The organism is Peribacillus frigoritolerans, from assembly GCF_004358755.1.
Taxonomy (GTDB): domain Bacteria; phylum Bacillota; class Bacilli; order Bacillales; family Bacillaceae; genus Bacillus_P.
In genome coordinates this window covers 248,834-261,404 of record NZ_SMZY01000004.1, presented here as the reverse complement: position 1 = coordinate 261,404, position 12,571 = coordinate 248,834, and the positions used below count along the sequence as shown (strand labels likewise).

Sequence of the window (12,571 nt, the reverse complement as noted above, 5' to 3'; positions counted from 1 at the left end):
TTAATCAGGATGAATGTACGTCTGGATTCAGGCTCATCTTTCATTATTTTATTAACAATGACATCAATATGAGCTATTGTTCATACTATATTTTTGGGGTGAAAAAATGCCAAGAGTACAATACACAGATTCAGACGTTGCCTTAATGGCCAGGATGATGAGAGCGGAAGCCGAAGGTGAAGGACAACAAGGGATGTTATATGTTGGAAATGTCATTGTGAATCGCCTTAGAGGAAATTGTATAGACTTTAAAAACTTGAGAACCATTCCACAAGTCATTTATCAAGTGCAGGGAGGGAATTACTCTTTTGAAGCAGTTCAAAAAGGAAATGTATTTTATAATAGAGCGAGATCGGTTGAAAAAAGATTAGCAAAAAAGAATTTGGATTTTTGGAGAGAGCATCCGGCAAAATTTGCTCTATGGTATTTTAATCCATATGCTCCATGTCCTCCAACATGGTATGATCAGCCTTTTTCGGGTCAATTTAAAAAACATTGCTTTTATGAGCCTAAAGCAGGGACATGTGATAATGTTTATTCTGGATAAGTTTATTCTGATTTTTCCTGTAAAATTACCTGCGATGCCAAAAAACAAAATTTTCAGGTGCTCAGTACGTTAGTTTAATATGCATTAAGGGTAGTATACATGAAGTTATTTCACATCTGCAAAACACCTTACAATGTGCACATTAAAGCTCGTTTTCAACAAAAAAAGGGTACAAATTGCTGTGCAATTTCGTACCCTTTTTTTCGTCTGAATTATGATTCCTGCTTTTTAACATTTTTAGTCATATTACTTAATAATAGAAGCGCCTACCAATGATTCAGGTGTCATGCCAAGTATTAATTGACTGATTTTTGAGTAACCTGTATTTCTGTATTCAGAAAAAGTTTGTTTCAGTACTGGGAAATCAAGGTCATTTTTTAATTTTTGCAATTCTTTTTTATACAATTCTAAAACCGATCCATATGCAAATTTCGGGGTATATGCACCAGGATCTTCATTCATAATTAAACATCCCAGGTAATGGTATTTAAATTGAAAGGCACGAGTAAGAAAAACCATATCCAACAATTTTTCAAAAAGGTCTGGATAGTCTTTTTTTAACTTCTCAAGGGCTTCTTTAGTATCTTTCAATTCATCAATACTAGATAAAGTGATCATCATACTTCCTCCTCTTAATTATCCCAAGGTTTATCCAATGAAATATACGCAGCTAATTCTTTACTTTTCTGTCTTCTTAATTTGCGCATTTCTGCTCTTTCTTTCCCTGTTTCGTAAAGAAATGCTTCTTCTTCTGTTTCAGGAATGATACTCGGAACTTCTACAGGCCGTTTATTTTCATCTAAGGCTACAAAAGTCAGAAATGCTGTAGCAGCAATTCGGCGCTCGCCATTCATCATATCTTCGGCAATCACCTTACAAAAGATCTCCATTGAGCTTTTCCCTGTGTAGGTTACAAACGATTCGACACAGACGGAATCTGTTTGATGAATAGGGCATAAGAAATCGATATGGTCAGTAGATGCCGTTACGCATTCTTTCACTCGAGAATGTCTGCGGGCTGATAAAGTTGCGGCGTCATCGAGCTTTTTCATCAAAACTCCGCCAAACAGTGTATTATAGTTATTTAAATCGCATGATAATACTTGAGCTGTATTAATAATGCGGCTTTCTTTTGCTTTTTTTGCTTCCATTAAAATGCTTCCTTTCATGAATGGATGCTAGTTAGTAAATACTATATCCACGTGATTAAAGGTTTTTTTTTTACCTAAAACAAGTGTACGCCGCGCTCGATTGTAAGTAAAATGGTTATATTTTATCCGAAGCATAGCTTTTATCTATGTAAATGCTTTCAATGATTCCGTTTATAAATAGGAGATTATAGAAAAAAAGACGGTTCATTTAAAAATGAACCGTCTTCCTAGAATATGGATCATAGAAAATTAATCATCTCTAAATCCCTTTGTGAGCTGCTCTTTCGTGAACTGCAGCCATTCTTTTGCAGCGTAAGAAAAGTATTGATTTTTGCCCCAGATAATCGCTAAGTTCCAGCTGATTGACGGGTTTACTACTTTAACCGACTTTACATTTGTATTTAGATTATCGCAGATACTCTCAGGCAAGAGAGAAATTCCAAGTTTGGAAGCAACCATTTCCTCAATGAAAGACTGCTGTGAACTTTCAGAGATAATATGCGGATTAAAGCCTACACTGTTACAAGAAAGAATAATTCGATCGTTTAAGACAAAGTCCTTATTAAACAAAATAAAAGATTCATTAGCCAATTCCGCTAATTGGACTTCCTTTTTTTCTGCTAATCGGTGTGAAGGGTGAAGGATGAGCTTAAGGTCTTCTTCCATAAAAGAGAAATGGTCGAAGATGTCGTTCTTAGTCGGAAGAACAATGATCCCAACATCAAGAAGATTGTTGGTCACATCTTCTTCTATTTTTTTTGAACCGTCTTCTACTAATTGAAAGGTAATCCCGGGATATTTTTCGTGAAAGCTGCTGATAATTTTCAAGAAAAAATGCGCATAAAATATTGGCGGCAATCCAATACGAATATGCCCTTTTTTTAGCCCAGTCAGGTTGTCCAATTCCGTTTCTAAATTATTAAAAGCTTTGTCAATTAATTTTGCCTGCTCCAAAATGATCTGTCCTGCATCGGTCAAGGCTAATTTCTTCCGGGAGCGGTCAAAAAGTTCAACTCCGAGCTCCGTCTCAAGATTTTTAATCATTTTACTAATAGTTGGCTGGGTGATAAATAAATGTTCCGCCGCACGGGAAAAACTATTAAAATTCGACACCTCTATAAAATATTGTAAATGTTTGATATCCAAAATCGTACACCTGCTTGTGGTTTTAGGTTATGTTTACACTTTGATTGGAAATAACAGATATTCTATATAGCTAGCAATCCTATCCTTTGCTAAGTATATCCTATTTCTTGGTAAAAAAAGAAGCAGTGAAGTGAAAGTAGAAAGTGAAGTAGCCATTCACTATAAGAGTGGTTTAAAATGTAGTGACAGGTTTTGATGGAACTGCACGCTAATAGGAGGTTTTAAGATGGATAATAACGATATTTTAATTCGATTAAGATATGCACTTGATCTGAAAAATACAGAAATGGTTGAGATTTTTAAGCTTGGCGGGATTGAAGTGGACAGGCAGGATTTGCCCAAGATCCTTACAAAATCAAAAGACAACTACGATGATGAGATTGATGAGGATGAAGAGAACATTAAATGCGATAATGTGATGTTCGAATCCTTTTTAAATGGCTTCGTTACATTTAAAAGAGACAAACAGGAACCAAAGCCGGGTCAGCCTGAAACACCGGAACTGACTTTGGGGCGAAGTGCCAATGTAAACAATCTTCTTTTGAAAAAAGTGAAAATTGCCCTGGCGATGACAAGTGAGGACATGCTTGATGTGTTCGACAAAGCTGGCATTCATGTGACAAAAGGGGAATTAGGCGCTTTATTGCGTAAAGAAGGCCATAAGAATTACAAAGAGTGCGGAGATAAATTCGCGAGAAACTTCTTAAAGGGATTGGCTGTAAAATACAGAGGAGCTTAAGTGAGTATGATTCATACATACTCAGGCGAAACCATCCAGTATGAGGTTGCGTACAAAAACCGAAAGTCCATTGGCCTTCGGATGGACCAATATGGGAATGTAGAGGTCCTGGCTCCGAAAGGAACATCCGATGAACGTGTGCTTCAGGCTATAGAGGAAAACTGGGATCTCATACAGGCAAAAGCCAAGGAAATGAAGGAACGGCTGCTTGGGCCGAAAGAGAAGGTTTATGAACATGGAGAGAGGTTTCTTTATTTGGGAAGGGACTATCCGATCCAGGTTGTTCATGATGAAACCATCGAGCAGGATCATGCCGTGTTTAAAGGAGAAAAGCTGCAGATCTATGTAAAGCAGCTTGAGGATGAAAAAATCAAACAGGCTCTGAAACGATTCTATTATCAGCAATGTAAAACGATTGTCGAAAAGAGCATCAAGTCCTACCAAAGCAACTTTAAAATGAAGCCTCGTTCGGTTCGTATTGTGGACAGCAAAAAGAACTGGGGCACCTGTGATGCCAAGCAACAGCTGACCTTTAACTGGAAGCTGGCCATGGCGCCGCAGAAGGTAATCGATTATGTCGTCGTCCACGAAATGTGCCACATGGTCCATCTGAATCACGACCGGTCTTTCTGGCGTTTGGTTGGGAAGATTATGCCGGGGTATAAGGAGCAGGAGCATTGGCTGGCTGTGTCGAGTTGGAAGATGACGGTTTAGTATAAATAGCCAGAGAGAAAAAGAATTGGAAGTATGCATAATATGTTTAGATGAGTTACTTAGAAATTGATAATAAACAAGAAAAACGATCAGCCCTGATCGTTTTTCTTTTAGTCTTTTTGTTTATTTATAGTTCATAGTTAAATCCGTTATAACAGGATAATGATCGCTTGGGAATTGTCCATTCTTTTGGTAGTTAATAATTTCAATTGTTTTAGCTAAGATGTTTCCTTTTGCAAGAATCCAATCAATACGTCTTTCAGGACCTTGTCCAGTAGGATCGTTAAAGCCGTTGAATGTTCCAAGATCTTCGTTCACGCGAGTTTGGGCTGTATCCCAAAGATCACTGAACGCTCCGTCTTGTGTAAGCGTTTGATGCGGAAGACTAGTAGGACTAGTGTTGAAATCTCCTGTTAAGATGACGGGTAAATCCGGATTGAATTCTTTTGTTTTTTCTAAGATTAGTGAGGCACTTTTTTCTCTGGCTTCTGGTGATTGATGATCAAAATGCGTATTTACTACATAGAACTGCTGGTTGCTCCTTTTATCAAGAAACTTTGCCCATGTGACCATACGTGGAATTTGGTTCCCCCAAGACTTTGATCCAATAACTTCTGGGGTATCCGATAGCCAGTAGTGATCATATTCAAGCGGCATATACTTATTTTCGTTGTAGAAAATAGCTGAGTATTCGCCTTTGCTTCCGCCTTCACGACCTAGGCCAATCCAATTGTATGTTGGCAGCTGGTCTTTTAGATCTTGAATTTGCTGATAGACAGCTTCTTGAGTTCCAATGATATCTGGCTGTTCCTTTTGAATAAGCTTCTTGATGGCAGGAACCCGCTCGGTCCATGTATGCGGGGAAGGATCATTGCTGTTTAAATATCTTAAATTGTAAGTCATTACCCTTAAGTCTACCTCGGATGATTGCTTGGATTTTTCTGCAGCTGAAACATTTTGCATTCCTGAAAACAAACTGCTTACCATGGCGAGTACCATTGCCGCGAAAAAAATAGGTATTAATCCTTTTTTCAACTGTTTTCCCTCCTAAGTATGTATGCTTACCTACTAAGCATAACGTCTGATTGTAAAATATATGTATTAAAGGGAATAAACTTTGTAAAGAGAATATGAGTGATAAATACTCTTGATATGTCAAGGATCTGACTGTTGAATTTAGGAGATTAGTTTTATAGATGTGAGAGATTTATTTCCTAGAAAAATTTACAGAGGTTTTAATATGTTACGTCAATTTAACAGAATATAATTTTTCAATCCAGCTCAGTGTGCGTATCGAGTATAGTACTTATTGCGAAATCAAAAAGGGAAGCAATCGTTTTCCGCCTAAGTGGGCAAAGTTCTGCAAAGCAGTGTCAAAAGTAAGCAAAGCGGATTTTCACTAGATTTCAAATCAAAAAGCCTGCCTTCAAAAGAAAGCAGGTTTCCATTCTTACCTTTCAGGCAGCCTTGCGAAAAACAAAAAACGCTACCAAAGCCCCTAAACTCCCCAATCCAAGCAGGACCAGAACAGGAAACAGGCTTGTGCTTATGTAGAACAGAATTCCAACCCCAGCCGCAATACCAACTGTATGTACTGGCTTTCCGAGCGAGAGCAGCATAGAGTTTTTAAGCGATTGGAACAACTTCAGATGAAAGTGCACCGTGTTGGAAAAGAAGTGCAGAGTAAAAACAAACATGAATATGCCTGCTGCCAGGAAAAGATAGTAGAGCGGCGAGTTGGCGTTGGCAAAGTAAAAGTAGTCGATGACTAAGATAATCCAAAGTGGAACAATAAGCAGGCCGCCGGTCATGCTGCGGACGTAGTTTTCTTTGTAGAAACTCCAAAAGGAACGGATCAGCGGAACTTGGCTGTCCGTGGTCACCCATTTGCGCACGATGCCGAAGAGTGCGGTTGTAGCCGGGAACAGGATAAATGGAGCAAAGAACGCAATGGTCAGACCGTTGACTATTAGGCCAGCTGGTTCTTTAATTGCAAATAGATTGAAAGTTAAGTAGACGATAGGCAGGTTGAAGAAAAGCCAGACGATGTTGGCTGTAAAGATCCTGGTGATCCATTCGGTTATAGTGTAGAGCTGCTGCGGCAATCCTCCGAGTTTCATTGATATCCCCCTGTTGCTTGAAAACGTTTTTCTCTTATCATATCATAATATATTTTTTCGTTTGTGCTAAGGATCAGTTTCTAATTTCTGGCTTAGAACCGCTCATGCGTATGGGTACATAGGGATTTTTTCAATAGCTCTGCGAAAAAAAACGCTGAGAAAGCACCCCCGACGAAAAAAAAGTTAACCATTCCTTCAAAATGATATAAATCCCCTAATCCAATAGACTATACATTTCAAATACCTTTACATAACTTGAAGTTATAACAGGATTCTTGTGAGTTTTAAACTGTATTGAAAATTTATAAGGAACCTACTTTGAGAGGTATGATGTAATGGAAAAACCGAAAAGATTAAGTGCAAGTGGCAGTAAGTCGCATTCCAAAAAGAAATCATGTCAAATCGGACCCTTTTCACAGAAGAAACGGCGGGATGAAGTACTGAAGTTACGTATGAAACAAGCAAAGTATTTTGATAGACATTACCGTGCTCATCGATGTAACGGAGATGAGGAGCTTTATCCAAATAAAATCGGAAACTTTTCTAAAGCATTGCCCCATAACCTGCTTGGGGAGGCAGACAAAAAAGCATATAAAACCTTGAAGAAGGCACTAACATCAGGAAAACCCGAAGATTTCGAATCGATCCTTATGGGCAATGTTGTGAAGCTTGCAAATCCTCAGGCTGCTTATGCATTTGATCTGGCGGGTCCTGATAGTCATCAGTTAAGCATAGCTGTTCCTCCCAGGTTCAGCAGTGCGTGGCAAGCGGGTGAAATGGTGGAGCTTTACTGGAGAGCAATCACCAGAGATGTCCCTTTTTCAGATTACGATCAGAACCCACTGATAGTGGAAGCGGCCGCTGAGCTTTCAAAGCTGTCTGATTTTAGGGGGCCAAAAGAGAGTGGAGCGGTTACGAGTGGAACCTTGTTCAGAGGGAATACACCTGGAGAACAAACAGGGCCATTGATTTCTCAATTCCTTTGGAAGGATATTCGGCAAGGGATTAAAACTGTAACACAGCAATACTATACCCCAGTGCCTGGTGACGATTACCTGACATCGTACAACGAATGGGAAGCTATTCAGAATGGCCACCTCCCATCTTCACGTAATCATCTTGATTCTGTCCCAAGGTATATCCGGAGTGGCAGAGATCTCGGAGAATGGGTTCATCAAGACTATTCATTCCAGGCTTTTCTTAACGCTTGCTTAATATTAATCACTTATGGACAAGGAGCTCTTGATCAAGACAATCCTTATCTTCATTCAAAAACTCAGGGTGGCTTTATTACCTTTGGGTCCGTGCATATGCTGGATTTCATCACAAAAGCAACTAGAAATGCGTTGGAAGCTGCATGGTTTCAAAAATGGTTAGTCCACCGCAAACTTCGGCCAGAGGAGTTTGGAGGCTTTGTTCATAATCATCTAACTGGTGCTTCATACTACCCTATTAATCAAGAATTGCTGGATTCTAATGCTATAAAACATATAAAAAGAAAATTTGGAACGTACTTGCTGCCAATAGCTTATCCGGAAGGCTGTCCGACCCATCCTTCATACCCTGCCGGACATGCAAGTATTGCCGGAGCTTGCGTTACAATCCTCAAAGCTTTCTTTAATGAATCCTTCGCCATTCCAAATCCAGTGGCTGTTAATTCTGATGGTACAGCCCTCATCCCTTATGCCGGCCCAACCTTAACAATAGGTGGAGAATTAAATAAACTTGCCTCTAATATCGCACATGGACGAGATACAGCGGGTGTTCACTTTCGATCTGACGGAGTTGAAGGTCTGAAATTAGGTGAATCAGTGGCCATTGGCATTCTACAAAGCTATAAGAAAACCTATAATGAAACGTTTAAAGGTTTTACCTTTACAAGATTTGATGGGACGAAAATAACTATTTAAGAGCCGAATTTTGTTTTGGCTCTTTCTTTAATTAAGTACGATGCATTGTAGAGAAAAGAAAGGGATAAAGCCCTCCCGCAAAGAATACATACCTATATAAACAAATCTGGGGCAGCGGCAAAACTGTCTCATTTTGGAGTGTGAAAAAATGAGTGAGCAGGAACGAATTATTACCGTGAATAGCCTTGTGAAAAAGTACGGCGATTTTACTGCGGTCAATGGAATTGCTTTTGACGTGTATAAAGGCGAAGTATTTGGAGTGCTTGGCCCGAATGGTGCAGGGAAGACGACGACTTTGGAGATGCTGGTCGGACTGAGGAAGCCGGATGGCGGTTCGGCTGATATTGGCGGGTTTGATGTGGTGAGGGATTTGAAGAAGGTGAAGGAAGTGATTGGTGTCCAGCTGCAGTCGACGACGCTATTCGAGCTTTTAACGGTGGAAGAGATTCTTCATTTGTATGCGAGTTTTTATAAAAAACAGATTCCGATTCTTCAGCTGATTGAGGATATGCTGCTTGCGGATAAAACGAAGAGCCGGATTAAAAGCTTGTCAGGCGGCCAGAAGCAGAGGCTTGCGATTGCGCTCGCGCTTGTCCATGACCCGTTGATTATTTTTCTGGATGAGCCGACGACGGGACTTGATCCGCAGGCTAGAAGAACACTGTGGGATATTATTTTCAATCTGAAGGAAAAGGGAGTTACGGTTGTTTTGACAACGCATTACATGGATGAAGCCCATGTGCTTTGCGACCGGATCGCCATTATGGATCAGGGAAATCTGATTGCACTCGATACGCCGGCCGAGCTTGTCCGCAGTCTTCACTCTGAAAATGCGGTGGAATTTCGTTTTGAGGAAGAAGCAGCAGAGATGGATCTCACTCAAATTGAGGGCGTCAAGCAGGTTGGGAGGCAGAAGGATGCAACCATTCTCTATACGGATAATCTTCAAGCTACCTTAACGAGCCTCATTCAAACGGCTGCAGACCGGGGGTTGAAATTGGCAGATTTACAGATTCGGACGGCAACACTTGAGGACGTCTTTATCCATATGACGGGAAGGAGGCTGAGGGAAGCATGAGGGCATATTGGCAGTTAACGCTAACTCAGCTGCGTATTTTTCTCCGTAATCGCCAGGTCTTATTCTGGACGCTATTGTTTCCGATTTTTCTTATGGTTATGCTTGGTTCGTTTCTTGGAGGCGGGAACAGCATGTCGGTGACGGTTGGAGTTGTCGATCAGGATCAATCCGGTGAATCGAAGGCATTTGTATCCTCATTAAAGAAAAATAAAGCGATGGAGCTTGAAATGGAGTCGAAGGAGGACAAAGCCTTCAGCGAGGTGAAAAAGGGAAATCTTCAAATCTTGATTGTGATTCCAAAAGGTTATGGTGAAGAGCTTGATCAAGAGTCTCCTTTCAAACTCCCAGTCTATTATGACGAAACAAATACCGCTGTCTCGCAGCTTGGACTGCAGCTTGTAAATGGAGCGGTTGATCAGATCAGCAAAGAAAAGGCAGATTACAAGCCTGTGGTCGTCACCGAGGCGAAAGGAATTGAAACGCTGAATCTGCAGTATATCGATTTTCTTGTACCGGGAATTGTGGCGATGATGATTATGAGCAACAACATGAACGGGGTGGCCGGGCAGATCGCAGCGTGGAGAGAACGGGGGATTTTAAGAAGAATGCAGGGGACGACACTTAAAGCATCGACCTTCATTGCAGCTCAGATCACAGCACGCCTTATGCTGAATGGTTTGCAGGCACTGCTTGTCCTTGTCATAGCCCAGCTTATTTTCGGAGTGGCTGTGCGCGGATCCTGGCTGACACTGATCGCTTTTGTTATTTTAGGTACCCTTGCCTTTATGGCGATTGGATTTATCATTGCCGGAATTGCAAAAACACCGGAAAGCGCGGCACCGATCGCAGGATTCCTTTCCTTCCCAATGCTTTTCTTAGGAGGCGTCTTTTTTCCGATAAAAAATATGCCGGATTTTCTGCAGCCGATTGTCTATGTGCTTCCAATTTCCCATTTGAGCCATGCATTAAGGGAAGTTATGAACGTCGGAGCATCCTTTTTGGCACTTGGAACTGAAACGCTGATTTTGGGATGCTGGGTTGTGGGAGCTTTTATCGTGGCGAGCTTTACGTTTAAGTGGGAATAAGAACCAGAACAAAAGATAAAGGAGACGATCATATGACGACACCGGCAACTTGGAAAAAAGCAGACGATTATTTTATTTCTAAACTTCATTCATCTGACCCGGATATGTCTTATATCCTTAAGGCAAACGAAGAGGCGGGACTGCCTGAGATTGATGTGGCGCCTAACCAGGGCAAGCAGCTTTATTTGCTTGCGAAGATGAAGGGTGCGAAAAGGATTCTTGAAATAGGTACGCTCGGCGGCTACAGCAGTATTTGGCTCGCGCGTGCGCTGCCTGAAGACGGAAAGCTGATCACGCTTGAATATGAAGAGAGGCATGCGAAAGTTGCCATGGAAAATATGAAAAAAGCGGGTCTTGATCATAAGATTGAAATCGTTGTTGGGGCGGCGCTTGATACGCTGCCGGCACTTCAGGATCAGGAACCATTTGATTTTATCTTTATTGATGCGGATAAAGTCAATTATCCAGGCTATTTCGAATGGGCAATGAAGCTTTCTAAACCAGGAACCGTTATTATGGGAGACAATGTGGCCCGCGGCGGTAAGGTCATCGTTGAAAACAGCGGAGACGAGAATGTGAAAGGTATCCGAACGCTGATGGATTTGCTTTCAGAGGAGCCTGAAATCGAGGCGACGGCTATTCAAACGGTCGGAAGCAAAGGGTACGACGGATTTGTGCTTGGGATTGTCAAATAAAAAGGGTAAAGCTGCTGAACAATGGCAGCTTTTTTTTGTCAAAAGAATAAAAATAATTGGTTGATTAGGTTCTTATTTAGTTTTTCCAACGACCAAAATCATCCAAAAAGAAAGTCTCTAGTAGCGAAACTCTTGATAATCCTGCTTGTTTTCTTCTTGGCACATATCTTGCATATTATTTGTTTGAATTTTCAAAAAAGATAATAGGAGGAATGAAATGAAACGAGTAAAAGATTTGCGAGTGGCCGGGAAGAAGCTATTGATTTGTGCTGCATTAATAGGAGGATTTACGGTTTCGGCACCTCAGGGTTCAGCAGACGCTGCTGCTTCACCGTATACTCTCTACACCACTGGAAGCACGGCGGATAAAGTAACAACTACTTCATTTGGTCAGGTTTACATGGGAGGAAGCACAGATGTCGACAAAGCATTTGAATGGATGATTCAAAAGGCAAACGGGGGAGATTTCCTTATTCTCCGAGCGACCGGTACTGACGGCTACAATCAGTATGTATATGATCTGGCTAAGTCCATAGGAAAACCTCTTAACTCGGTTAATACTATCGTGGTAGACAATTTAACACAGGCAGGCTCGGATTCCTCGCTCATCAACAGAATTAACAAAGCAGAAGCTATATTTTTCGCAGGTGGAAATCAGGCGGATTATGTGGAGTTCCTTGAAGGCTCTCAAGCTTTAACCGCCTTGAACAACCGAATTCAAACTGTTCCGTTTGGCGGCACAAGTGCGGGTGCCATGATTCAGGGAGATCATATTTATGATGCCATCTCTGCAGGATCAAGAACGCTTGACTCTGTTACTGCACTTACTAACCCTTACAGCTCTCTCATTTCCTTTACAGACTATCTGATTCAGACTCCGCACAATAACAACATCCAAACTGACACGCATTTTGAGCAAAGAGACCGTATGGGAAGATTGCTCACTTTCATGGCTCGCAACATACAGGACGGGGAAGAAACCGGTACATCTGCTAAAGGCATCGGTCTGAATGAAAAATCGGCGCTCCTTGTTGAAAAAGACGGAACAGCCAAAGTGGTTACTCAGCCTGGATCAGTGAATGCGGCTGTTTACATGGCCAAATCCAATCAGGCGCCAACGAGATGTGTAAGCGGAAGCTCGCTTACATATAATAATATTTCCATCTACAAGCTGACTGATGGAAACACGTTCAATCTCTCAACATGGACAGGGTCAGGTGGCCTTTCTTATACGCTGAATGTCAATAACGGCACGATCAGTTCTTCAACCGGCAAGGTATATGGAAATACACCTTAATCGATAAGCAAAACAAAGAGTCAAAGTTTCTTTGGCTTTTTTGTTTTTTTCGCAGAAAAAAAACAAAAAGAAACAGGAACTTGGCATCT

At 41.1% G+C, this 12,571-nt stretch carries 13 protein-coding genes; 8 read left to right on the top strand and 5 right to left on the bottom strand.

All coding sequences use genetic code 11. The annotated features are described in order from the left end of the window. Positions 1-106 precede the first annotated feature (106 nt). A complete protein-coding gene (locus E2R53_RS18975) occupies positions 107-547 on the top strand; it encodes a cell wall hydrolase (protein ID WP_133313322.1) in 441 nt (146 codons plus the stop codon). A gap of 246 nt (positions 548-793) precedes the next feature. Here E2R53_RS18975 and E2R53_RS18970 read toward each other — a convergent pair whose 3' ends face one another. The 3 genes from E2R53_RS18970 to cidR all read right to left on the bottom strand — a co-directional run bounded on the left by E2R53_RS18970 (position 794) and on the right by cidR (position 2,844). Next, entirely contained in the window at positions 794-1,168 is a 375-nt protein-coding gene (locus tag E2R53_RS18970; RefSeq protein WP_286166304.1) for a hypothetical protein, read from the bottom strand. Positions 1,169-1,179: 11 nt separating this feature from the next. Beyond that, entirely contained in the window at positions 1,180-1,698 is a 519-nt protein-coding gene (locus E2R53_RS18965) for an acyl-CoA thioesterase (RefSeq protein WP_133313321.1), read from the bottom strand. Positions 1,699-1,947: 249 nt separating this feature from the next. Further along, complete coding sequence (cidR, locus tag E2R53_RS18960; RefSeq protein ID WP_070879518.1) at positions 1,948-2,844, bottom strand: cidABC operon transcriptional activator CidR; 897 nt, start codon at positions 2,842-2,844, stop codon at positions 1,948-1,950. 226 nt (positions 2,845-3,070) lie between these two features. Here cidR and E2R53_RS18955 point away from each other — a divergent pair, with 226 nt between their 5' ends. Then, entirely contained in the window at positions 3,071-3,583 is a 513-nt protein-coding gene (locus E2R53_RS18955) for a DUF1456 family protein (RefSeq protein WP_133313320.1), read from the top strand. Between the two features lie 6 nt (positions 3,584-3,589). Next, positions 3,590-4,297 (top strand): M48 family metallopeptidase, encoded by a 708-nt coding sequence (locus E2R53_RS18950; protein ID WP_133313319.1) that lies wholly within the window; start codon positions 3,590-3,592, stop codon positions 4,295-4,297. 123 nt (positions 4,298-4,420) lie between these two features. Here E2R53_RS18950 and E2R53_RS18945 read toward each other — a convergent pair whose 3' ends face one another. Both E2R53_RS18945 and E2R53_RS18940 read right to left on the bottom strand, forming a co-directional pair. Beyond that, positions 4,421-5,332 carry an endonuclease/exonuclease/phosphatase family protein gene (locus tag E2R53_RS18945; protein WP_133313318.1) on the bottom strand — a complete coding sequence of 304 codons (912 nt, stop codon included), beginning with the start codon at positions 5,330-5,332 and terminating at the stop codon, positions 4,421-4,423. A gap of 422 nt (positions 5,333-5,754) precedes the next feature. Beyond that, positions 5,755-6,417, bottom strand: a complete 663-nt coding sequence (locus tag E2R53_RS18940; RefSeq protein ID WP_133313317.1) for a YesL family protein — start codon at positions 6,415-6,417, stop codon at positions 5,755-5,757. A gap of 335 nt (positions 6,418-6,752) precedes the next feature. Here E2R53_RS18940 and E2R53_RS18935 point away from each other — a divergent pair, with 335 nt between their 5' ends. The 5 genes from E2R53_RS18935 (at position 6,753) to E2R53_RS18915 (ending at position 12,482) form a co-directional block, all read left to right on the top strand. Then, positions 6,753-8,327 (top strand): vanadium-dependent haloperoxidase, encoded by a 1,575-nt coding sequence (locus E2R53_RS18935; protein ID WP_133313316.1) that lies wholly within the window; start codon positions 6,753-6,755, stop codon positions 8,325-8,327. A gap of 148 nt (positions 8,328-8,475) precedes the next feature. Then, positions 8,476-9,405, top strand: coding sequence for an ABC transporter ATP-binding protein (locus tag E2R53_RS18930; RefSeq protein WP_133313315.1), 930 nt, complete (start codon positions 8,476-8,478; stop codon positions 9,403-9,405). Next, positions 9,402-10,490 carry an ABC transporter permease gene (locus tag E2R53_RS18925; protein ID WP_133313314.1) on the top strand — a complete coding sequence of 363 codons (1,089 nt, stop codon included), beginning with the start codon at positions 9,402-9,404 and terminating at the stop codon, positions 10,488-10,490. Before E2R53_RS18930 ends, E2R53_RS18925 begins: the two co-directional genes overlap by 4 nt. Positions 10,491-10,522: 32 nt before the next feature. Beyond that, positions 10,523-11,185 carry an O-methyltransferase gene (locus E2R53_RS18920; protein WP_133313313.1) on the top strand — a complete coding sequence of 221 codons (663 nt, stop codon included), beginning with the start codon at positions 10,523-10,525 and terminating at the stop codon, positions 11,183-11,185. Between the two features lie 217 nt (positions 11,186-11,402). Then, entirely contained in the window at positions 11,403-12,482 is a 1,080-nt protein-coding gene (locus E2R53_RS18915) for a cyanophycinase (RefSeq protein WP_133313312.1), read from the top strand. Positions 12,483-12,571 lie beyond the last annotated feature (89 nt).

What these genes read in the sequence shown, in the direction of transcription:
- E2R53_RS18975 (WP_133313322.1), top strand. Translation starts at nt 107, where the DNA reads ATGCCAAGAGTACAATACACAGATTCAGACGTTGCCTTAATGGCCAGG.
- E2R53_RS18970 (WP_286166304.1), bottom strand. Translation starts at nt 1,168, where the DNA reads ATGATGATCACTTTATCTAGTATTGATGAATTGAAAGATACTAAAGAA.
- E2R53_RS18965 (WP_133313321.1), bottom strand. Translation starts at nt 1,698, where the DNA reads ATGGAAGCAAAAAAAGCAAAAGAAAGCCGCATTATTAATACAGCTCAA.
- E2R53_RS18955 (WP_133313320.1), top strand. Translation starts at nt 3,071, where the DNA reads ATGGATAATAACGATATTTTAATTCGATTAAGATATGCACTTGATCTG.
- E2R53_RS18950 (WP_133313319.1), top strand. Translation starts at nt 3,590, where the DNA reads ATGATTCATACATACTCAGGCGAAACCATCCAGTATGAGGTTGCGTAC.
- E2R53_RS18940 (WP_133313317.1), bottom strand. Translation starts at nt 6,417, where the DNA reads ATGAAACTCGGAGGATTGCCGCAGCAGCTCTACACTATAACCGAATGG.
- E2R53_RS18935 (WP_133313316.1), top strand. Translation starts at nt 6,753, where the DNA reads ATGGAAAAACCGAAAAGATTAAGTGCAAGTGGCAGTAAGTCGCATTCC.
- E2R53_RS18930 (WP_133313315.1), top strand. Translation starts at nt 8,476, where the DNA reads ATGAGTGAGCAGGAACGAATTATTACCGTGAATAGCCTTGTGAAAAAG.
- E2R53_RS18925 (WP_133313314.1), top strand. Translation starts at nt 9,402, where the DNA reads ATGAGGGCATATTGGCAGTTAACGCTAACTCAGCTGCGTATTTTTCTC.
- E2R53_RS18920 (WP_133313313.1), top strand. Translation starts at nt 10,523, where the DNA reads ATGACGACACCGGCAACTTGGAAAAAAGCAGACGATTATTTTATTTCT.
- E2R53_RS18915 (WP_133313312.1), top strand. Translation starts at nt 11,403, where the DNA reads ATGAAACGAGTAAAAGATTTGCGAGTGGCCGGGAAGAAGCTATTGATT.